The organism is Agromyces allii, assembly GCF_009749385.1.
Lineage (GTDB): Bacteria > Actinomycetota > Actinomycetes > Actinomycetales > Microbacteriaceae > Agromyces > Agromyces allii.
Genome location: NZ_WBIN01000006.1, coordinates 241,591 through 263,583 on the forward strand (window position 1 = coordinate 241,591; position 21,993 = coordinate 263,583).

At 69.7% G+C, this 21,993-nt stretch carries 14 protein-coding genes; 9 read left to right on the forward strand and 5 right to left on the reverse strand.

Annotated features, from left to right (window positions below; translation table 11 throughout):
• Nucleotides 1–14: 14 nt before the first annotated feature.
• Complete coding sequence (locus GQR16_RS09270) at nucleotides 15–1,406, reverse strand: bifunctional cytidylyltransferase/SDR family oxidoreductase (RefSeq protein WP_246200679.1); 1,392 nt, start codon at nucleotides 1,404–1,406, stop codon at nucleotides 15–17.
• Nucleotides 1,407–1,593: 187 nt separating this feature from the next.
• Between GQR16_RS09270 and GQR16_RS09275 the strand changes: the two genes are divergently transcribed.
• Entirely contained in the window at nucleotides 1,594–3,363 is a 1,770-nt protein-coding gene (locus GQR16_RS09275) for a methyltransferase domain-containing protein (protein WP_170298446.1), read from the forward strand.
• 119 nt (nucleotides 3,364–3,482) lie between these two features.
• On the forward strand, nucleotides 3,483–4,784 hold the full coding sequence (locus GQR16_RS09280; protein WP_157414857.1) for a UDP-glucose dehydrogenase family protein: 1,302 nt from the start codon (nucleotides 3,483–3,485) through the stop codon (nucleotides 4,782–4,784).
• A 57-nt stretch (nucleotides 4,785–4,841) separates the two neighbouring features.
• Here GQR16_RS09280 and GQR16_RS09285 read toward each other — a convergent pair whose 3' ends face one another.
• On the reverse strand, nucleotides 4,842–6,917 hold the full coding sequence (locus tag GQR16_RS09285; protein WP_157414858.1) for an acyltransferase family protein: 2,076 nt from the start codon (nucleotides 6,915–6,917) through the stop codon (nucleotides 4,842–4,844).
• Between the two features lie 121 nt (nucleotides 6,918–7,038).
• On the reverse strand, nucleotides 7,039–8,079 hold the full coding sequence (locus GQR16_RS09290; RefSeq protein WP_170298447.1) for a class I SAM-dependent methyltransferase: 1,041 nt from the start codon (nucleotides 8,077–8,079) through the stop codon (nucleotides 7,039–7,041).
• A gap of 372 nt (nucleotides 8,080–8,451) precedes the next feature.
• On the opposite strand from GQR16_RS09290, the gene GQR16_RS09295 reads away from it, so the two are divergent.
• Complete coding sequence (locus tag GQR16_RS09295; RefSeq protein WP_157414860.1) at nucleotides 8,452–12,411, forward strand: glycosyltransferase; 3,960 nt, start codon at nucleotides 8,452–8,454, stop codon at nucleotides 12,409–12,411.
• Here GQR16_RS09295 and GQR16_RS09300 read toward each other — a convergent pair.
• Nucleotides 12,392–13,474 carry an acyltransferase family protein gene (locus tag GQR16_RS09300; RefSeq protein ID WP_157414861.1) on the reverse strand — a complete coding sequence of 361 codons (1,083 nt, stop codon included), beginning with the start codon at nucleotides 13,472–13,474 and terminating at the stop codon, nucleotides 12,392–12,394. The genes GQR16_RS09295 and GQR16_RS09300 overlap by 20 nt on opposite strands.
• Nucleotides 13,475–13,773: 299 nt before the next feature.
• Between GQR16_RS09300 and GQR16_RS09305 the strand changes: the two genes are divergently transcribed.
• The 4 genes from GQR16_RS09305 to GQR16_RS09320 are packed head-to-tail and all read left to right on the forward strand — an operon-like array spanning nucleotide 13,774 to nucleotide 18,090.
• The gene (locus GQR16_RS09305; RefSeq protein ID WP_157414862.1) at nucleotides 13,774–15,204 is read left to right on the forward strand and encodes a UbiA family prenyltransferase; all 1,431 of its coding nucleotides are present in this window, start codon (nucleotides 13,774–13,776) and stop codon (nucleotides 15,202–15,204) included.
• Nucleotides 15,205–15,236: 32 nt separating this feature from the next.
• The gene (locus GQR16_RS09310) at nucleotides 15,237–15,626 is read left to right on the forward strand and encodes a DMT family transporter (RefSeq protein ID WP_157414863.1); all 390 of its coding nucleotides are present in this window, start codon (nucleotides 15,237–15,239) and stop codon (nucleotides 15,624–15,626) included.
• Entirely contained in the window at nucleotides 15,623–16,561 is a 939-nt protein-coding gene (locus GQR16_RS09315; protein WP_170298448.1) for an NAD-dependent epimerase/dehydratase family protein, read from the forward strand. Before GQR16_RS09310 ends, GQR16_RS09315 begins: the two co-directional genes overlap by 4 nt.
• Nucleotides 16,562–16,563: 2 nt before the next feature.
• Nucleotides 16,564–18,090 carry a hypothetical protein gene (locus GQR16_RS09320; protein WP_170298449.1) on the forward strand — a complete coding sequence of 509 codons (1,527 nt, stop codon included), beginning with the start codon at nucleotides 16,564–16,566 and terminating at the stop codon, nucleotides 18,088–18,090.
• A gap of 125 nt (nucleotides 18,091–18,215) precedes the next feature.
• Here GQR16_RS09320 and GQR16_RS09325 read toward each other — a convergent pair whose 3' ends face one another.
• Nucleotides 18,216–19,394 carry an acyl-CoA dehydrogenase family protein gene (locus GQR16_RS09325; protein WP_157414866.1) on the reverse strand — a complete coding sequence of 393 codons (1,179 nt, stop codon included), beginning with the start codon at nucleotides 19,392–19,394 and terminating at the stop codon, nucleotides 18,216–18,218.
• Between the two features lie 104 nt (nucleotides 19,395–19,498).
• Here GQR16_RS09325 and manA point away from each other — a divergent pair, with 104 nt between their 5' ends.
• Nucleotides 19,499–20,764 (forward strand): mannose-6-phosphate isomerase, class I, encoded by a 1,266-nt coding sequence (manA, locus tag GQR16_RS09330; RefSeq protein ID WP_157414867.1) that lies wholly within the window; start codon nucleotides 19,499–19,501, stop codon nucleotides 20,762–20,764.
• A gap of 73 nt (nucleotides 20,765–20,837) precedes the next feature.
• A complete protein-coding gene (locus GQR16_RS09335; RefSeq protein ID WP_157414868.1) occupies nucleotides 20,838–21,938 on the forward strand; it encodes a glycosyltransferase in 1,101 nt (366 codons plus the stop codon).
• The last annotated feature ends 55 nt before the right edge of the window (nucleotides 21,939–21,993 follow it).

Below are 21,993 nucleotides of genomic sequence, written 5' to 3' on the forward strand. Positions count from 1 at the left end.
GATTCGAGGTCGTCTCAGCCGGCGGAGACATACGGCCCGGTGACCCGGACGTCGACGATCTGGCCCGTCATGTCGGCGACGAGCACACCCAGGGACGTGCGAGCGACGGCAGCGGGGTCGAGGAGCGATTCGGCGGGTTCGTCGCCGAACGCCGCGCTGCGCATCGGGGTCTTCGTGCGCTGCGGGTTCAGGCAGTTCACCCGGACCCCGAGCTCGGCCCATTCGTCGGCGAGCGCCTGGGTGAGGTTCACGACGCCCGCCTTGGTCGCCGAGTAGACGCTGTAGCCCGCCCGCCCGCGCGTGTAGGAGCTCGACGTGAAGAGCAGGAGCTGCCCGCGCGTCGGCTCGAGGTAGGCCAGCGCCTCCTGAGCAACCGTCGCGGGAGCGATGAGGTTCGTCTCGATGGTGTCCCGCAGCAGGACTTCGGATGTGTCGGCGAGCGGGGCGATCGTCAGCACGCCGGCGGTCAGCACGACGTAGTCGATCGGACCGTTGGCGGCAGCAGCGGCGAGTGCCGCGGCGACCTGCTCACGGGAGGTCACGTCGGTTCCGGTCGTGCTGCGACTGTACGAGTGCACCACGGCGCCGGCGGCGCGGGCCTGCTCGACGATCGCGGCGCCGATGCCGTACGAACCGCCGAGCACCACGACGGATCGGCCGTGCAGGTCTACCCCGTCGAGCTGCCCGGTGTTCAACGCCGCCGACTGCAGCTGGAAGAGCTTGTCGGCGATGTGGATGTCGAGGGGTTCGGTGACCTTCATGTTCTCGGGCGTGCCGAGCACGACCTTGATGGGCACCTCGGGCAGATACGTGAAGACCACGCCGCAGTCATCGGTCGCGGCGAAGGCGGGGTCGCCGGCCGCGAGCTCGTACGCGCGGCGGATCGTCGAGAGGCGGAACCCCTGCGGAGTCTGTCCGCGACGCAGCGTCGATCGGGCGGGGATACCGGTGATGACCTGGTTCGCGTCGATCTCGATGATCGTGTCGGCCGAGGGGATCGCCGTGTCGACGGCCTCGAACTCGTCGAGCGCCTCGATGCACTCGCGGATGATGCGCTCGTCGACGAAGGGCCGCACCGCGTCGTGGAACAGCACCTTGACGTCGGTGGTGCCGAGCGCCGCAATCGCGAGCTGCGTGCTCTCGTTGCGGGTCTCGCCGCCGGGGAGGATCGCGCGCAGCTTCGGGAACCGCTCGGGATCGTCGAGGTAGTCGAGCTCGCGGACCGTCGCCGCGTTCATCATGACCAGGATCTCATCGATGCCGGGGTGCTCGTGGAGCGCCTCGAGCGTGTGCTCGACGATCGCCTTGCCGGCGATCCGGATGAGCTGCTTCGGCATGCCGAGGCCGACGCGCGTGCCGACGCCGCCCGCGAGGACCACCGCGACCGTTCGCATCTCAGAACTCATGTCGTCTCCTTCGCAAGCGCAACCGAACGATTCTACGTCGACCGGGGCCGTGGACGACTCCGCGGAGGTTCGGGCGACCGAGCCGGCATGGTCCGGACGGATGCCGGGGGCTCCCACGCGGCATCCGGGCGGTCGTGGATACAATGTCGGATACCCCCTCAGGAATGTCGAGCATCAGGATGGCCGCGTGACCCCCTCCGACGCGGCGCAGTTGCGCGTGACGCGAAGCGAACTCTCGTGGTCGCCGACCATCGTCGAGGGCTCTGCGACTCGGTCCGGACCCGAGCCGGTCGCGATCGACATCGAGATCGACGGCCGGCGACTCTGGTCGTCCTATCTGCCGCCGATCGAATCGGGCCGGCATCGGCTCGAATGGCCGTCGGCGGTGCGCCCGCACCTCGGGGGCACGGGTGAGCTGACCATCCGGAGCGCGACCGATCGGGTACGGCTCGTCGAGGGCCCCTACCGGCTCGGGCGGGCGTCGTCCGGACGCACGATCGCCGACCTCGTGGCCGCCGGCACCGTCGTCGACAAATGGGGCACGCTCGTCGCCGGATCCAGTCGAGCGCTGCACGAGCTCCTCCTCGATGCGACCGAACTCGTGATCTCGCAGCTCGACGGCCTCGGCTACAACGTGAGCATCACCGGAGGCACGCTGCTCGGTGCCGTGCGCTCCGGCGCGATTCTCGAACGCGACGACGACGTCGACCTCCTCGTCTATCTCGGCGAGGCGTCCCCGACCGAAGTCTCGCTCGCGTCGTACCGACTCGAGCGGGAGATGGCGGCCGCCGGGCACCATGTCGTGCGGCACAGCGATGCGCACCTCCAGCTCGAGATCGGCGGTGCGACGAACGAGCAGCCGCCGCACGTCGACCTCTTCCTCGGCTTCTTCCACGGCGGCGCGTACAACCAGCCGATCCACGTGCGGGCGCCGCTCGCCGTCGACCAGTTGCAACCGCTCGCGGACCTGGAGATCGGGGGGCGGATGCTTCCGGCGGTCGCCGACCCCGAGGCGTGGCTCGCCGCATGCTACGGACCGACCTGGGCCACGCCCGACCCCGCGTTCCGGTTCGAGACGCCTCCGCCGACGCGGCGCAGGTTCGAGAACTGGTTCGGCGTCCTCGACTTCACGCGCCTGTTCTGGGAGCAGCGGTACGCCGGGAGCGGCGGGCGGTCCGCTCGCGCCGGTCGGGAGGCCGGCCGGATGATCGCGGCCTCCGCGCCCGGCGACCGGATCCTCGATCTCGGCTGCGGGTCGGGTGCGGCGGCCGCGAAGCTCGCTCGCGCCGGCAGGAGCGTGCTCGCGGTCGACTTCGCTCGCACGGCCCTGCGAGCCGCATCCGCCCGCTCGGCGGGCGCCTTCGAGGTGCGGCGCGTCAACCTCGCCGATTCCCATGCGGTGCTCGAGCTCATCGAGCAGGAGGCCGGCGCGGAGCGGCCGGTGCACGTCCTTCTCGGCGACGTCCTCGCCTACCTGCCGCGAGACGCTCGCGCGAACACGTTCCGACTGCTGCGTGCCGTGCTCGGTCGAGACGGCGTCGCCGTCGTCTCGTTCCCCGACACGCTCTCGCCGCGCTACGAGCACGAACGGCCCGACACGTGGCACCTGCCGCTCGACTGGTTCGTCGAGGAGATCCGACCCTTCGGCCTCGAGTTCGAAGTCGAACGGAAGGCACTGCGCCGCACCTCCGCCGGACTCCGCCGGTCGGTGCACCTCATCATTCGCAACGGCGCCCCGAGCGCCCGACAGGAGGAGCCGGCCATGTCCGATCCCACGAACGAGAACGAATCGGTCGAGAGCAACGCCGACGCCGGCGCCGGCAGGGTCGCCGAGCTCGAGGCGGAGGTCGCGGCGCTTCGCGGCGAGATCGACGAGCTCCGCCGGGACTCCCGGCGGATCGCGGAACTCTACGACCTCGTCGTGGATCGCCTCGGTCGATCGGGCCGATCGGAGTAGAGACGATCCACGGCCTCGCGTCGACCTCGGCGGCGGCGTCCGCCAGCGCCGCGGAGGTCCCTCGGGCTGCGCCGCGTGGGTGAGAATGGACGGGGCCGATCGTCGGCAGAAGGAGTCATGTGAAGGTTTCAGTCATCGGATGCGGGTACCTCGGCGCCGTGCATGCCGCCGCGATGGTCAAACTCGGCCATGAGGTCATCGGCATCGATGTCGACCCGGCGAAGATCGCGAAGCTCGCGGCGGGCATCACGCCGTTCTTCGAGCCCGGTCTTCCCGAACTGCTCGTCGACGGCGTCGAGTCCGGCAGGCTCCGCTTCTCCACCGACATCACGGATGCCGCCGGCGCCACCGTCCACTTCATCGCCGTCGGCACGCCGCAGCAGCACGACTCGGGCTCCGCCGACCTGCGATTCGTCGACGCGGCCGTCGACGGGCTGATCCCGGTCCTCGCCGCCGGCGACCTCGTCGTCGGCAAGAGCACGGTGCCCGTCGGAACCGCAGCGGCCATCGCCGCGCGCATCGACGAGTCCGGCAGCGGTGCACTTCTCGCCTGGAACCCCGAGTTCCTCCGCGAGGGCTTCGCCGTGGCCGACACGCTGACGCCAGATCGCATCGTGTACGGTGTCGACGACGAGCGCGCGACCGGCGTGCTCGACGAGGTGTACGCCGCGGCGCTCGAGTCCGGAACCCCGAGGATCGTGACCGATTTCGCCACCGCCGAGCTCGTGAAGACCGCGGCCAACGCGTTCCTCGCCACGAAGATCAGCTTCATCAACGCCATGGCCGAGATCGCCGAGGTGACTGGCGCCGACGTCACGACCCTGGCCGACGCCATCGGGCACGACGCCCGCATCGGGCGGAAGTTCCTGAACGCCGGCATCGGCTTCGGCGGAGGATGCCTGCCGAAGGACATCCGTGCCTTCAGCGCCCGCGCCGAAGAGCTCGGGCGCGCCGAGTCCGTCGCGTTCCTGCGCGAGATCGACGCGATCAATCTCCGCAGGCGCGAACGGGTCGTCGACCTCGCCGTCGAACTGCTCGGCGGATCCGTGTTCGAGAAGCGCATCGCGGTGCTCGGACTCACGTTCAAGCCGGATTCCGACGACGTCCGCGACTCTCCGGCACTCGATGTCGCCGCGCGCTTGCACGGGCTCGGGGCGGACGTGGTCGCCACCGACCCGCAGGGCATCGAGAACTCTCGTCTGCGGCATCCGCAGCTCGCCTACGAGCCCGACCTCGACGAGGCCCTTCGCGGCGCCGATCTCGTGGTCCTCGTGACGGAGTGGGCCGAGTACCGGGCGCTCGCACCCGAACGCGTCGGGCAGCTCGTGGCTTCGCCGCGCGTGATCGACGGGCGGAACGTGCTGGATCCCGACGCGTGGAAGTCCGTCGGCTTCGACTACCGGGGCCTCGGCCGCCGCTGAGGCGCCGACGCACGAACCCGCTCTCGCCGAGGTCGGAACCCCGTCTCGGCGAGGGCGTCAGCCGACCGCGGCCTCGATGCGGTCGGCGAGATACGGTGCCATCGACTTCATGTACGTTCCGGAGATGTGGCCCGCTGCATCGCGGTAGACGATGACGCTGCCGATCACGGCGGGGCACTCCGTCTCATCGCAGTAGAAGTCGGTCATGTCGACGACGGCCGCGCCGGATGCACTCGCTGCGGCGAGCTGGGCGTCGACCGGCGAGGTCGCCTCGTCGACATCGGTCACGCATCCGTTGAGGTCGACGCCGACGCGCGAGATGCACGCGAAGGTCGCCTCGGGCACGGTCGGCACGGCCTCCACGACGACGACCTTGGTTCCCGTCGCGATCACCGGTGACCATTGCGACGTGAACTGCTCTGTCGACGCGTCAACGTTCGCCCATCGAGCGCCGGTGGTCACGACCACGTCGTACCCGCCGTCGAGCAGACGCTGCTGGGTCTGCTGTTCGACCGCGTCGCAGTCGCTGCCCGGCTCCTGGGTGCGCCACTGGCATCCGAAGCCGACGAAGGTATCGACCGACCAGTTGTGCGCCTCGGCTTGGTCGAGGAACGCCGGAAGCAGTGCGGCTGCATGGCTGTCTCCGACGAGGGCGACGCGTACGGCGTTCGGCGCCGTCGAACCGTAGGTGCAGGTCTTCAGCTCGCCGCCCTTGGGGCGCCAGCAGGCGTACCCGCCGGCGGTGTCGGACTGGAGATCGTCGAGCGTCGGCACGACCTGGTCGATCGTCAGCGGGTCGGGCCGATCGCAGTCGAGTGCTGCTCCGGGCGCCGCCGTGGCGCCGAAGCACGCGACATCGGCGGCCGGAGGCGTCGGCGTCGGCTCGGGGGTCGCCAGACGGGCTGCGCCGAGGCCCGCGCATACGAGCAGGACGGCGACCGCGGACGCGGCCACGACCGCCGGTCCTCGTCGGGATCCGCCCGAGACGCTGCTCTTCGACTTCGGCAGGAGCCACCGCGAACGGCGCACCGGCTCCTCGACGAGGTGGTACGACAGGACCGAGGTGATCGCCGTGATGACGAGGGCGAAGACGAAGTACCGGGTGGAGTCGACCGGCACGAGCGACGCGAGCAGCACGATGACCGGGAAGTGCCAGAGGTAGAGCGAATAGGAGATGCCGCCGAGATACGTGCTGACCCGGTTGGTGAGCGGCCAGAGCGCCCGGTCGTAGGACCGCGCCGACGACGAGCCCATCCCGGCGGCGATCACGGCAGCGGTCGAGAGCACCGGAAGCGCTGCAGTGGGCGCAGGGAACACCGAGCTGGAGTCGATCCAGAAGATGCTCGTCAGCAGGCCGACGATGCCGAGCCACGCCAGCGCGACGCGGAACGCGAACGGAAGCCGCCAGGGCCGAAGGGTGATCGCCGCGAGCAGGGATCCGACTCCGAGCTCCCACGCGCGGGAGAACGTCGAGAAGTACGCGGCCGTGGGATTCGACGACGTCTCGACCACCGCCCAGACGAAGGAGGCGACGACCAGCAGGGTGAAGACCACCGTGATGGCCACGCGCGCGGCCGTGGTCGTGCGCCACCGACGCATCGCGCCCATGAAGACGATCATCGCGAGGAGCGGCCAGACGAAGTAGAACTGCTCCTCGACCGAGAGCGACCAGTAGTGCTGGAGGGGCGAGGGCAGTTGGCCGAGTTGGAAGTAGTCGGTGCCCACCATCATCGAACGCCAGTTCGCACCGAAGAAGAAGGCCCAGACGCCGTCGATCGCGACGCTCACTGCGCGCCCGCGCGGCAGGAGGAATGCCGATGCCGTCACGGTCACGACGATGACGAGCGTCGCCGCAGGCGCGATGCGCCGAATCCGTCGGCGGTAGAAGCCCGAGAGCGAGAGCCGGCCGGTGCGCTCGAGCTCCTTCAGGATGTGCGACGTGATGAGGAAGCCCGAGATCACGAAGAACACGTCGACGCCGACGAATCCGCCGCTCGGCCAATGGAAGAGATGGTCGAGGATCACGACGACCACGGCGAACGCCCGGAGACCCTGGATGTCCGCGCGGAACGAGGGCTTGCGCTGGTCGGGCGCGGCCGTCGGCGCGGCGAGGGTGGACACTGGGAGGCTCATGCAGTCGTCTTCATGTGGGGGCGGATCGATGGCGCAACGCGGTGGCGCCCATCAGTGAAGTATCGCCTACGGCCATCGACGCGTGAAATCGGGCCGCCCGATCGCGGCGGGTTCGAACCGACTACGCCGGGTCCGAGCCTCGGACCCGTTCGAGCACGACGGCGCCCTTCTCGGCCGGCGGCCTCCGTGCGGAGAACCCGTCGAACTCCTCGAGCCAGCGCTCGACCGTCGATCGTTCGTCGGGACGGTCGGCGTCGTCGAGGATCACGACGAGGTCCTGCGACCCCGCGTCGAGGAACGCCGGCAACGCCGGATACCTCGCGTCGGGTGCCGTGGCCGCCGGAGGGCCGTCGACGAAGAGGAGGCCGACCTCGCGCAGGTCGTCCGTCATGCGGAGGTCGTACCACGGCTGGGGTTCCGACTGCGGCGTGCGGCGGTACTCCACGAGCGGTGCGTGGCGCACTTCGACCGTGTCGTCGAGACCGTACGACGCGACGAGCTCCCGGGAACGTGCCGCGAACTCGGCGTCGTGCTCGAGGGAGACGAGTCGCCCCCCGACCTTCCGGACCGCAAGCCCCAGCCAGACGCTGGAGGTGCCGCTGCCGCACTCGACGACGAGGGCGGGTCGGTCTCGGAGGAGCCGATTCACGACGATGCGAAGGATGTCGGGGGAGGCCGCCCAGCCGCGGAGCGGTGGCATCGGCTGCGTGACGCCGAGCACCTCCCGCAGCTCGGTCCACGCCATGACCTGCTCGGAATCGTTGATCCCGGCATTGGTGATGTGCCGACGGAGCGCCGGGAGCTGGACGTCCTGGAACCGCTTCACGCTCGCGTGGACGTCGGCCACGGCATCGTAGATGCGTCCGTCCTGCCGCTGTCCGGCGATCTCGAGCTGCTGCAGCACGGACTCCAGCCGCGACGCGTCGGCCGACACCCGACCGGCGAGATCGGCGATCTCGTCGTGCAGGCCGTCGGCCCGCGCCGCGCGCCGGGCGTACCGGAGGATGGCGAGGCCGAGACATCCGAGCGCCCACATGCCGATCAGGACCAGCAGCGCACCGACATCGATGGAGCCGATGGCGAAGAGCGCCACTGCTGTTCCGAGCCAGATCACGGATGCGGTGGCGGTCGCCAGGGGAACGGCGATGTTCCGGTTGCTCACTTCGATGGCCTCCATCGGGTCATGGCCATCAGACTACGGTGTCGAGGCGGAGCGCGCCGACCCGACCGCGCCTCGGACCGACCGCCGAGGGCGACATGCCGACCCGGGCCGAGGCCGCGGAAGATGTGAGATCGTGGAGCCGTGCAAGCCGTTACTCCGTCGTCGCGGGTGCAGGTCGCCGACGACCGCGCCGTGGAACCGTCGACTCCTCGACGGCGCGCCCTCCGGGTCGACCGTGCCGCAGCACGCGCTCGCCTGGCCGCGTTCCGGAGCGTGGTCGGCCGACTGGCCGCGACGTCGCGGAGCCTGCTCCGGGGCCGCGGGAACGGACGACCTGGCGCGCGGCGGAGCACGACGCTGCTCCCGCCCGTCGTGGCAGCGGCCGCGGACGGCTTCGAGCTGCCGTACTTGCGCGACCCCGACCGCCCAGAGCGCCCCTCCATCGAAGAGCTGTGCCGAGAACTCGAGTCGTTCGACGTGATCTCGTTCGACCTGTTCGGAGTCGTGCTGCAGTCGACCGTCGAGACACCGGCCGACGTGTTCCGGGTCGTCGGCGCCAAGCTGGGGCTCATGGGGTTCGCCGAGATCCGGAGTGCCGCCGAGGCGCAGGTACGCCGCAGCTCGGATCCCGACCGGGTGCACGCCACGGCGTTGCTCGACGAGGTCTACGCCGAGCTGGCCGCGCGACACGGAGTCGCCCCGGCCGTCCGCGCGGTCGAGGAGGCGACGGTGATCGAGCTCACGAGGCCGAATCCCGACATCCGCGCCGTCTACGATCACCTCGAGGCGATGGGGAAGCGGATCGTCTTCACCGGGAACGTGGCACTGGACCCCGTGAACGTCGGGCGGCTGCTCGAACGCAACGGGTACGGCGATCGCCTGGACGCCGACCTCGTGAGCGGGCCGTCTGCGCGCGAACACGTCAGGTCGGCCCCTGAGACGCTGCTCGACCTCGTCGCGCCCGATCTGCGTGCGGCGCACGTCGGCGAGGTCTCGGTGTCGGAGGCCGCACGCCTGGAACCGATCGGAGTCCATGTCGTCGGGTACCGTACCGCACGGTCGTTCGTTCGCGAGGCGGACATGGACACGCTCGCCGGGAGCTTCTACGGCGCGGTCGTCGAGAACGTCATGGGAGCGGAAGCCTGGAACGGGAACGCCCACTACGCACACGGGTTCCGCGTCGGCGGGATCCTCGCGCTCGGGTACAGCGAGTTCCTCGAGCGGCTCGCGCGCGAGCGACGCGTCGACCGGATCCTCTTCTGCGGCCGCGGGTCGTACCTGATCTCGCAGGTGTACACGCGATTCAACGGCTCGGTTGAGAGCGCCTACATCGGCACCTCGCGCACGGCCCTGTTGGGGATCACGCTCGGCCGGCACTTCGGCGACTACCTCAACCGGACCGTCTTCCGGTGGCTCGCCGACTCGGACGAGTCGCGGACGATCGGCCAGATCCTGTCCGACACCGGATTCGGCTACCTGCTCCCGCACCTCGAGGGTGCGGACATCGAGCGCTTCCTCTTCCCGTCGGGCGGCGCGCCGAGCGCGATCCGCCGCCGGCTCGAGAAGTTCCTGTGGGACCACCGGCGCGAGATCGAGGAGCACAACGCCCAGAGCCGGTCCGCGGCGAAGCGCATGCTCGAGGACGCCATCGGCGACGCGCAGCGAGTGCTCGTCGTGGACCTCGGCTGGGCGGGCACCACGGCGCAGGTCATCCGCGAGTTCGTCCACGACGAGATCGGCGAGGATCGCGAGGTGATCGGCGCGCTGCTGTGCAGCAGCCGCTCGAGGGGCACGTCCGACGCGATCGCGACCGGTCTCCTGACCGCATACCTCCAATCGGCGACGCACAACATGGACCTCACGAGGCTCCTCGTGCCCAGCGGGCCGCATCCGGCGCAGCTCGACGACCTCCAGCGATACCCCATCGAGTACCTGTTCGCCGAGCCGGAGGCCACCGTCACCGGCTACGGGTTCGACGCATCGGGGGAGCCGCGGGCCCTGACCGGCAACAACACGCCGCCGAACGTCGACCAGATCCGCGAGATGCAGCGGGGCGTCCTCGATTTCGCGGCCGCATACACGTCGTCCTCGGCCGGGTTCGCCGTCTGCCGGCCGATCTCGCCGTACGTCGCATACAGCCCGATGAAGAACGCCATGGGGCGCGACCGGTATCGCGACGCCGTCTACCGCGACTTCGCCTACGACACGGGCCCGGCACTGTTCGCGCCCACCGCGAGTCCTGGACGGTTCGGAGACCTGTCGGGCGAGGCGGTGGGGCGTGCCGTCGCAGCCGATCGCTCGCTCGAACCATGGCCCCCGCGCTCCCACAGGGATCGCATCCTGTTCGTCGCCGCCGATCTCGCCGACACCGACGCCGCCCGCGGTCTGCTGAGGCAGTGCGATCTCGCCGTCTCGCTCGGATACGAGCCGATCGTCTGGACCGCCCGGACCGGGGCGCTGTCGCGCGACTTCCGCGCACAGGGGTATCCGGTGAGCGTCGTCGAGCCGGCCGAGCTGTCCGATCCGACGGTCGCCGAGCTGTCCGCTCGGGGCGTTCGGTTGGTCGTGTGCGACTCCGTGACGGTCGACGGGTTCGTCAGGCGCTTCGAGGGGCGACTTCCGCTCGTCTGGAACGTGCGCGCGACCGACGACCTGCCAGAGCTGCTGCGCTCGGATCCCGACCGGGCCGCCGCACTCCGGCGCAGCCCGAACCTCTGCTGCACCGACGACCACGCGGCAGCCGTGATCTCCGAGTACGCCGACGGCCCGGTCGCCGTGGTCGGGGACTCGGCCGTCGATCGGGCGGCGGAGCCGCTGCACCCGGTCGACAGGCCGGCCGGCGTGTTCCGGTTCGCGCTCCTCGGAATCCTCGAACCGCGGTCGGGCATCGATGTCGCCGTCGCCGCCTTCCGCTCACTGCCGGAGACGTACCGGCAGCGTGCCGAGCTGCACCTGGCGGGCACCTTCACGAACCGCGGCACGAGCTTCGCCTCGTTCGTCTTCGGCCGGATCCAGCACGAGCCGAACATCAGGTTCCACGATCTGGGTTCCGATGAACGCTCCCGGAGCGCGTTCCTCTCCGACGCGGACGTCGTGGTCGCCGCCGCCGCGGACGAGTCGTGCTCATCCGTCATCCGGGAGGCGGCGATGCTCGCGAGACCACTCGTCGCGACCGTCGAATCCGGAGCGGCAGGACTCGTTCGACCGCAAAACGGCACGCTCGTCGGCCTCGGCGACGTCGAGGCCCTCCGCGACGCGTTCATCGAACTGATCGATGCCGATCCCTCCGACCTGGTCGAGATGGGTGCCGCCTCGAGGGAGCGCTACGCGCATCACGCGAGCCGCGAGGCGCACCGTCGAGCGCTGGGCGAGCTGTTCCGACAGCGGATCACCGCAGGGGCGACGGGCGAGACGGCACCTCGATGTGATGGGCACGAGCCGCGATCGCGGGCCGAGCAGCTCGTGAACGCAGGCGCGCCGGTCATCGTGTCGCTGACGTCGTTCCCGGCGCGGATCGCGTCGATCGGGGCGTGCATCGATTCGCTCCGCGCCCAGACGCTCGAGGCGGATGCCGTCATCCTCTGGCTCTCCGTCGCGCAGTTCCCCGGACGAGAGGCCGACCTGCCGCGAGACCTGCTCGGCCGCCGTGACGACGTGTTCCGCATCGAGTGGGTCGACGAGGACCTCGGCCCGCACAAGAAGTACTTCTACGCGGCGCAGGCCCACCCCGACGCGCTCATCGTGACGGTCGACGACGACGCCGTGTACGGCACACGGCTGCTTCGGAACCTCGTCGAGGGGCACCTGGAGCAGCCGCACTCGATCGTCTGCGACCGCGCGAACCTGATGCTCTTCCGGCCCGACGGAACGCCGCGCGAGTACGACGGGTGGGCCTATGGCGTCGACCATCTCCGCGGAACGCTGACCTACCAGCTCCTTCCGACCGGGGTCGGCGGTGTGCTCTATCCGCCCGGATCGCTTCCACCCGAGGCGTTCGTCTCGTCCGCGATCCTCGAGACCTCGCCGTACGCGGACGACCTCTGGCTCAAGGTCATGACGAGCGCGAACGGATTCCCGGTGTGGATGCCGCGCGAGCGCTCCGGCTACCAGCTCATCGAGGAGACCCAGTCCTCCGCCCTGTGGAAGTCGAACGCGATCCAGCGCGGGAACGACGAGGCGCTCGCCCGAGTGCTCGCGTACTTCGACCGGGCGATCGAGGACCGAGCGGCGCTCCTGCGACGGATCCTCGGAGTCGGACCCGACGGGGTGTTCGTCGAGCCTCGCGGATCCGAGGTGGTCCCGCTCGTCGGACTCACATCAGATAGGGCCTGAGCCGCGTACGGGAGACGAGCAGGCCCACAGCGAGGGGGAGCAGGTAGGCGAGAAGGAACGTCCACTTGGTCGGTTCCATTCCGGCGCGCTCGGTGAACCACAGGACGAGCGTGTGGGTCAGGATGATCGGCAGCGCCACGGCCGCCCAGGCGGTGATCATCGGCGCGGACCACCGGGGAAGGACGCCGTCGGTCCACTCGGCGACGAGGATGAGCCCGCATGAGATGAGTGCGCCGGCGACCATGCTCACGAGCGGGTCTCCGAGGTCGGCGTACTTGAGGTCGAGCGGCGCGACGACACCGAACCCGCCGGCGATCAGGAGCGGGACCGCGACGGCTGCACCCACGACGAGGGGCCGGCCGATGCTCGCCCGGTGCGTGCGAAGCAGGCGCCCGGCGCCGATGAAGGCGACGGCGGGAAGCGCGAGTCCGAGACCAGCGGGGATCGCGGTGATCGTCGACGGTGAGACGAGGCACCAGAGCACCCCGAGTCCTCCTGCAATCCAGACGAGTGGCGGCGAGATCCTCTGCAGCACGCGCATCAGCACGGCCGCGAAGAACAGCGTGGTGATGAACCAGAACGGGGAGTACGGGCGACCGGCGTACGAGCCCCCCGCTGCGGCCCGCAGCAGCCAGTCGGGGTCGATCGCGCCGTCCGCCGCCAGCAGTGCGGTCTGGAAGATCACGGTGACGATCAGGAGCCAGAACAGATAGGGCACCACGAGCGCGCGGGCGCGACGCCGAGTGTCAGCGCCGATCGGGCGATGGTCGTTCCAGAGATACCCGGTCAGCACGAAGAAGATGACGGTGTGCCAGGTGGAGAACCACGCGGGCGCCCACTCCTCCTGCCAGTTGTGGGTCAGGACGATGCTCGCGACCGTGACGATCCGGAGGAGGTCGATGCCGATGCTGCGATCTCGTCGGGGCAGGTCGGATGCCGCGACCTCGATGCCGAGCCGGCTCGCGGCGGTGCCCGATGCGTTCGCCGTCGGACTGATCGCATCGGAGCGGGTCGCATCGGGTCGGCTCGCGAACGATCGGCCCGAGAACGATCGGCCCGTCATCGGGCGGTTCGGCGGGTCGAGCGGGGCAGTCGTATCGGTCAACGTCCGTGTTCCGGTTCGGTTGGTGGCAACGCGACGATCCTGGGCCGTGGCCGATCATCGGCGACACTGTACCCCAGCGATCGCCCTGCGCCGGTACATGCGGCCGTGGAGCGGCACGGGTCGCGGGCGCGGCTTGGGGTATTGTTTTCAAGTTCGTCGCGCGAGATCCGCCGCGACGCGATCGACCGTTCGCCCGGCTCCCAGATTCTCTCGAAGATCCCTTCTGATCGTGCGATGAGTGAGAGGAAATCACCCGAATGGATGCCGGGACCGCCGTACGACCGCAGAACATCGCCGTCGACCTCGACGGAACGCTCATCGCCACCGATCTCCTCTGGGAATCCGGACTTCGCTACCTGATGTCCTCGCCGGCCGCGCCGTTCCGCGCCGTCGGCATGCTCTCGCGCGGCAAGTCGGCGCTGAAGACCTCGATCGCCGCCGAGGTCGATCTCGATCCCGAACTCCTGCCCTACCGCGCCGACGTCGTCGCCTGGCTCCGATCGGCGAAGGACGACGGTGCGAGGATCGTCCTCGCGACCGCGGCGGCGCGTCCCTACGCAGAGGGCGTCGCGGAGCACCTCGGGCTCTTCGAGGCGGTCATCGCGACCGATCTCGGCGGCCCGAACATGCGTTCCGGGGCCAAGGCCGCGGCGATCGACGACCACTTCGACGGCGAGCCGTGGCTGTACGTCGGCGATTCCCACGCGGATCTCGCCGTGTGGCGCGGCGCTTCCGCCGCCGTCACGGCCGAGGCGCCGCCGCGCGTGCGCTCGGCCGTCGACCGCATGGACATCCCGGCGACCCACCTCGAGTCGCCGCAGACGAGCACGGCACGGGCGTGGGCGAAGCAGTTGCGGATCCACCAGTGGATCAAGAACATCCTCGTCCTGCTCCCGCTCGTCACGTCGCACCTCTGGACCGTGACGGCCATCGTCGACTCGCTCGTCGCGTTCCTCGCCTTCGGGTTCGCCGCGTCGTCCGTCTACGTCTGGAACGACCTTCGCGACCTCGACACCGATCGTGCGCATCGCACGAAACGCCGGAGGCCGCTGGCCGCCGGACGACTCCCGATTCCGCAGGCCGTCGTGGTGGCCGTCGTGTTGGCGATCCTCAGCCTGGTGCTCAGCGCCATCGTGGGGTGGCTGTTCCTCGTCTGCATCCTCGTCTACGTCGTGGTGACGACCGTCTACACCGCGTACCTCAAACGCAAGCTGATCGCCGACGTGGTCACGCTGGCGGTGCTCTACACGTGGCGGATCGTCGCGGGCTGCGCGGCGGTCATGGTGGCGCCGTCGATCTGGCTGCTCGCCTTCTCGATCTTCCTCTTCTTCAGCCTGGCCGTCATGAAGCGCTACGCGGAGCTCGTGAACCACGAGTCGAACGCGAAGGGGCGAGGGTACGAGAACGCCGACGCTCCCGTGCTCCTGTCGACGGGCATCTCGGCCGGCCTGGTCGCGACGCTGGTGCTCGTGCTCTACCTGGACTCGCCGCAGGTCACCCGGCTCTACGAGAACCCGATCGTGATGTGGGCGCTGGTGCCGCTCGTGCTGTACTGGCTCACGCGCACCTGGTCGTTGGCCGGTCGGAAGAAGATGGACGATGATCCCATCCTGTTCGCCGCCCGTGACCGTGTGAGCTTGATGGTCGTCGCCCTGGCGGCCGTCGTCGTGGTGATCGCGTCCCTCTGAGGGACGCATCCTGTGCAGAGAGAGGTGTGCCGATGGCCCTGACCTTCGGAGTCTGGGTGATGTTGATCACGGGTGTCCTGCTGAACGCAGGGGCCCAGCTGCTGATCAAGGCGGGAACGACCGCGCTCGGCGGGCAGCTCGTCTCGCCCGACGGCATCGTGCAGACGGTGTTCCGCGTGCTCTTCCAGCCGTTCATCCTCGGCGGACTCGCCGCCTACGTCGTCAGTGTCGGCCTGTGGATCGTGGTGCTGTCGAAGGCTCCGGTCTCGGTGGCCTACCCGATGCTCTCGATCGGCTACATCGTGAACGCCTTCCTGGCGTACTTCCTGTTCGGTGAGGCGCTCAGCGTCTGGAAGCTCGTCGGAATCGGCGTGATCGTGCTCGGCGTGTTCATCCTGGCCCGAGCCGGAGCGACCGCGTGAGAGTGCTCGTGACCGGAGCGAGCGGGTTCGTCGGGCGCCGCATCTGCGCCCAGCTCGCCGCGAACGGCCACGACGTGATCGCGACCGACCGCCACGGTCAGCGCCTCGCGGGCGATCTCGCCGACACCGCGTTCGCCTCGAGCCTGCCCGACGTCGATGCGGTCGTCCATGCGGCGGCCGTGCAGTACGTCACGTCGCCCCGCCCGCGGTTCGTGCGCAAGCGGTGGTTCGAGCGCAACAACGTGACGGCGACCCAGAACCTCGCGGACCGGTATTCGGGGCGCGTGCGGTACTTCCTGCTCATCGGCACGTCGATGATGTACTCCCAGCGGCATCGTGCCACATACGCGACGACCGATCCGCTCACCGGTGAAGGGGTCTACTCCCGGTCGAAGCTCGAAGCCTACGAGGTGGTCGAGCGCATGGACAACCCGTTCGGCGTGCTCGTGCCGACCATCATCGGCGGCCCCGGACGCGCCGGCCTCTTCGGCATGTTCGTGCTCACCGTGCAGCGCTGGGGACTCGCAGCCATGCCCGGCGCCTGCACGGCGAAGACGCAGATGGTCCACGTCGACGATGTCGCCGCACTCGTGCGAGTCATGGTCGACACCGAGGCGACCGGCTTCCGCAACGCCGGCGGACCCGATCCCCTCTCGATCAGCCAGTGGATCGACATCGTCCAGAGCGTCGTCGGCGTGGAACGCGTCCGACGCGTCCGGATCCCGTACTGGGCGATCCGCTTCGGCGCGTGGCTGACCGCCTACCGATTCCTGGCCAGGGAGCAGACGCTCATGCTCGGTCAGGATCACGTGCTCGACATCTCGCGGTCCGAGGAGCTCGGCTGGCATCCGCAGTACTCGAACGAGCGGATCCTGCGCGATATCGCCACCGGTTGGCTCGAGGAGCACGCCCCGAAGGCCGAGAGCGCTTCGTGACCATGTCATGGCGTCGCAACGCGGTCTGGGTGGTCCTCGGCCTCGCGCTGCTCGCGGCGGCATCGCTCGCTGCGACCAGGGTTCCCGTGTACGGCGATGACTTCCGCCTCGCCCAGAAATCGTTCGACATGTTCGACGGGTCGCTCGGTGGCGTGCTCAAGGATTCGTGGAACACCGGTTGGCAGCCGAACCGGTTCAACCCGGTCGGCCGGTTCTTCGCCTTCACCTACCATTTCCTCGCGTTCGACGTCTCCGCGCAGTTCGGCGTGAGCATCCACTGGTTCTACCGCCTCGGCGCGTTCGTGCTCCTCGTGCTCCTCGTGCTCGCAGCGTCCGCGTTCATGCTCATCGGGGTGCGGTTCATGAGCGTCGAGAACCGCTGGCTGACGTTCGGGCCGGTCTTCGCGGGCATCGCGGCCGGGCTCGCGATCACGATGCAGTTGCATCCCTGGTCTCACGACCCGATGCTCACCATCAGCGAGATCGGGCTCACCTCCTGGGCGCTGTCGTTCGCATTCCTCGCGCTGGCGCTGCGGGTCGCGTCCCGCCCGCCGTCGCTCGCGGGGTACCTGGGCGTCGGCGCGGTGGCCGTCGTCGGCACCATGTTCTACGAGACGTTCGTCGCCGCGGTGGCGGCCGCCGGGCTGGTCTGGCTGTGGGTGCTGGTGCGCGACATCCGTGTTGGAGCGAAGCCGTGGCATGCCCTGACGTTGGCCGCCGTCGGCGCGCTGGCGCCGCTGCTCGTCTTCGTGCTCGGCCGGGTCTACGTCGCCTCGCTCGACCTCCCGCCCTATCCAGGCACCGAGCTCGAGTTCGGTCCTGCAGGACTCGTGCCGTTCTCGTTCCTCGCGCTGGGCATGGTTCCCGCCTCCGCGTGGCCCGAGGCCGCACGGTACGTCTCGGGCGGCGGCGATGCCGGGATCTTCCCGGCAGGGGCGATCACGCTCAGTTCCGCCTCGATCGCGACGACGGCGGTCATCGTGCTCGTGCTCGGCATCGGTGCCGCGCTCGCGCGTGCCGACATCCGACGGAGGCTCGTCTTCGCGAGGCGCGGTTGGGTGGTCGGCGGAGTGCTCCTGCTCGTCGTGGGCCTGATGCTCGCCATGCACTCCTTCACCGAGAAGTACATCGCCGAGATCACCTCCCCGGGCGACATCTACCTGTCGTACACCGGTCTCGCCGTGGTCGTCGTGATGATCGTGTTCGCCGCGCTGCTCGCCGCGAGGCGCCGCCTGCTGCTCGTGATCGTCCTCCTCCCGATCGCCGGTGCCTTCGTCACGGCCCAGCAGGCGGTGAACTGGTCCGTCGCGAACGCCGCCGGCGCCGACAACTCCACGAACCGCGCCATCACCGCGATGGCCGTCCGATGGGAACCCGACGAGGCGGTGCGGTGCGACGCGCTGCGCGCCTGGGACGAGGGTCACAACTGGCGCCCGTACTACCGGGAGGCCGTCATCCCGAGTCTCAACGCGAACTACGAGCGCCTCTTCGGCGAGCCGTTCTGCGCGGGCTACGCCATCACCGAGTAGCGCGCTTCCGCTCGCGTGCGGGCGAGTGCCGGTTCGCCGGCGCGCGGACGGGCGAGCATGACGGATGCCGCGGGCGAACGCTCGCCCGCGGCATCCGATCGCCGTCGTGGTTCAGCTGACGGGCGTCACACGAACGCGGCGCTGCCCGTGATCTTGCGGCCGACGATGAGCGTGTTCATCTCGCGCGTGCCCTCGTAGGAGTAGAGCGCCTCGGCGTCGGCGAAGAAGCGCGCGACGTCGTACTCGAGCGTGATGCCGTTGCCGCCGCAGGCCTCGCGGGCCCAGGCGACCGTCTCGCGCATGCGCGCCGTCGTGAACGCCTTGGCGAGGGCGGAGTGCTCGTCGCGCTGCTCGCCGCGGTCGAGCATCTCGGAGACGCGCACGACCATGCCGAGCGAGGCCGTGATGTTGCCGAGGCTCTTCACGAGCAGGTCCTGGATGAGCTGGTGCGAGCCGATCGTCTTGCCGAACTGCACGCGCTCGCCGGCGTACTTGACGGCCGCCTCGTAGGCGCCCATCGCCGTGCCGACGGCGGCCCAGGCGACCTCGGCGCGGGTGAGTCGCAGCACCTGCGCGGTGTCGCGGAACGAGTTCGCGTTCGCCAGGCGGTTGGACTCGGGCACGACGACGTTCTCGAGCGTGATGTCGGCGTTCTGCACCGCGCGCAGGCTGATCTTGCCCTGGATCTTCGTGGCCGTGTAGCCGGGCGTCGAGGTGGGCACGATGAAACCCTTGACCTGGTTGTCGTCGACGTCCTTCGCCCAGATGATCGTGATGTCGCTGAACGTCGCGTTGCCGATCCAGCGCTTCGAGCCGTTCAGCACCCACGTGTCGCCGTCGCGCTTCGCGGTGGTTCGCAGGCCCTGCGCCGAGTCGGAGCCCGAGAGCGGCTCGGTCAGGCCGAACGCGCCGATGATCTCGCCGCTCGCGAGCTTGGGGATCCACTCGTCGCGCTGCTCCTTGGAGCCGCACACGCTGATGCTGCCCGTGGCGAGGCCGTTCTGCACGCCCACGAACGTCGCGACCGACGCATCGACGCGAGCGAGCTCCATGGCCACGAACCCGCGGAAGACGGCCGAGTTCTCGAACGGCTTCGTCTCGTCCCAGCCGAACGAGAGCACGCCGTGCTCGGCGAGCGGCTTCACGATCTGCATGGGGAACTCGGCCCGCTCCCAGTAGTCGCCGACGATCGGCTTGACCTCGGCCTCGAGCCACGCGCGAAGTTCGGCGATGGCCTGCTTCTCGCGGTCGGTGAGGAGGGATTCGTACGAGTAGAAGTCGCTCGCGAGCGGCTCGAAGGTCATGACTGCTCCTATGCGTCGTCGGATGCCACGAGCCTACGTCCGTGATCCGATCGTCATCCGGCCGTTGGTAGCTTTGAGGGAATTCTCGGAAGGGGCCACACGGGATGTTTGTGTCCATCGGCAATACCCCGCGCGACTACGCGTGGGGCTCGACGACGGCGATCGCCGGATTCCGCGGGGTGCCCGCTTCGGGCGCCCCCGAGGCCGAGCTCTGGCTCGGCGCGCACGCCGGATCGCCGGCCCGCATCATCGGCGGCGGCGGCGATGCGGCGGCCGGGTACACCGACCTCGCAGCGTGGATCGCGGCCGATCCGGCCGCAGCGCTGGGCCCGGAGCTCGCGGCGCGGGGCGCCCGGCTCCCGTTCCTGCTGAAGGTGCTCGCCGCGGCCGAGCCGCTCTCGCTGCAGGCGCATCCGACGCCCGAGCAGGCCCGCGCCGGCTTCGCACGCGAGGAGGCCGAGGGCATCGAGCTCACGGCCTACGACCGCAATTACAAGGACGAGTTCCACAAGCCCGAACTGATCGTCGCCGTGAGCGACACCTTCGACGCGCTGTCGGGCTTCCGCCCGCTCGACGAGGTGGCCGGCGTGCTGGAGGCGCTCCGCGAGGCCGACGCGGCCGGGGCCGCGGGCGAGCCGCAGCCGGGTGCGCTCGACCTCCTCGCCGAGCACCTCGCCTCGGAGCAGCCGCTCCGCGACACCGTCGAGTGGCTGCTCCGCGACGGACGCGGGGGCGACACCGGCGAGGCCTCATGGGTGACCGAACGCGTGACGGCGCTCTCGGCATCCGCCATCGCCCTCGACTCGGCGTACGCGCCGTCGTTCGCGACCGTCGGCGTGCTCGCCGAGGCGTACCCCGGCGACCCGGGCATCGTCATCTCGCTGCTGCTGAACCGCGTGCGACTCGTGCGCGGCGAGTCGCTCTACCTGGCGGCTGGCAACATCCACGCCTACCTCGAAGGCCTCGGCATCGAGCTCATGGCCGCGAGCGACAACGTGCTGCGCGGTGGCCTCACGCCCAAGCACATCGACGTCGACGAACTGCTCGACGTGCTCGACTTCACGCCGATCGCGCCGCCGAGGCTCGCGCCGGAGCGCCTGGGCGAGGGCGTCGAGGTCTTCCGGCCCGATGTGCCCGACTTCGTGCTCTACCGGGTCGAGGCGAGCAGTACGACGACGGATGCCGCGAGCTCGCCGATCGTGCTCGACGGCCCGGCGATCGTGGTCGCCGAGGGCGGCGACCTCGTGGTCGCGGGCGCCTTGGGCTCGGCATCCGTCGCGCGCGGCGCATCGCTCTACGTCACGCCCGACGAGCTGGGCCTCACCGTGACGGGCGACGGCATCGCCTGGATCGCGACGACCGGGCGCTGAGCTTGCGGCCTGCCGGCCGTTTCGGACGCCGGGCCGATCGCGACCTCACGAGGGACGGATACGATGGGTTCTCGTGCGCACGATTCACAAGGTCCTGGTCTTCCCCGCGTGGGACGACAATCCGTATCTGAACCTGCTGAGTCTCGCCCCGAGGACAGGCGGCTTCGAGTTCTCGGGCTCGACCACGAACGACTCCCTGCGGAGCGCCGCAGCGAACTTGGGCGCCCGCGACGTGCTCCACCTGCACTGGACTTCGCCGATCCTGCAGCGCTGCGAGACCGATGCCGACGCCTGGGCGGCGCTCGCCCAGTTCACGATCCTCCTGCGCGACGCGCAGGAACGCGGGGTCCGCGTGATCTGGACCGTGCACAACCAGCTGCCCCACGAACTCGCCCACCGCGATGCCGAGATCGCGCTCTACCGATTGCTCGCGGAATCCGTCGACGTGATCCACGTCATGGCCCCCGCGACGGCGCGACTCGTCGCGGACATCTGCGAGCTCCCGGCCGACCGGGTCCGGATGCTGCCCCACCCGAGCTACCTCGGCGTGTACGGGGTGCCTCCGTCGAAGGCCGAGGCGCGGCGTATGCTCGGCGTCGGAGCCGATGAGCCGACGGTGCTCTTCCTGGGCCAGATGCGACCGTACAAGGGCCTCTCCACGCTGCTCACGGCCGTTCGGACCCTTGCCGAACGGGGTGAACCGACCCCCACGCTCCTGCTCGCCGGCTCGGCGAAGCCCGAGGCGCAGGAGGAGATCGAACGGGCTCTGCCCGCCGGAGCCCGCGTGATCACCCGATTCGGGTTCGTACCGGATGGCGACGTCGGAACGTGGTTCGCCGCGGCCGATGTCGCGGTGTTCCCGTACTCCGCGATCTTGAACTCGGGCAGCCTCCACCTGTCCGCGGCGTTCGAGGTTCCGGCGATCCTGCCGCGCGAGGAGCACCTCGTCGAGCAGTTCGGGGCGGAGCCCTGGGTGCGGTTCTTCGACACCGAGGCGCCAGTCGAATCCATGGCCCGTCTGCTGTCGGATGTGGTCCGCGACCCGGTGGGTCCGAATCTCACACCGGAGTTCGACCGGTTCAACGGATCCATCTCGCCGTGGCTCGTCTCAGCGCAGTACAGTCGCCTCCTCGAGGAGCTGGTGGGGGAGCCACCGGAGCACAGCAGCTCCTGAGCAGGAGGTCGTCGACATCGACCGGGGGGTGCCCCGAAGGCGCCTGGGCGATCGT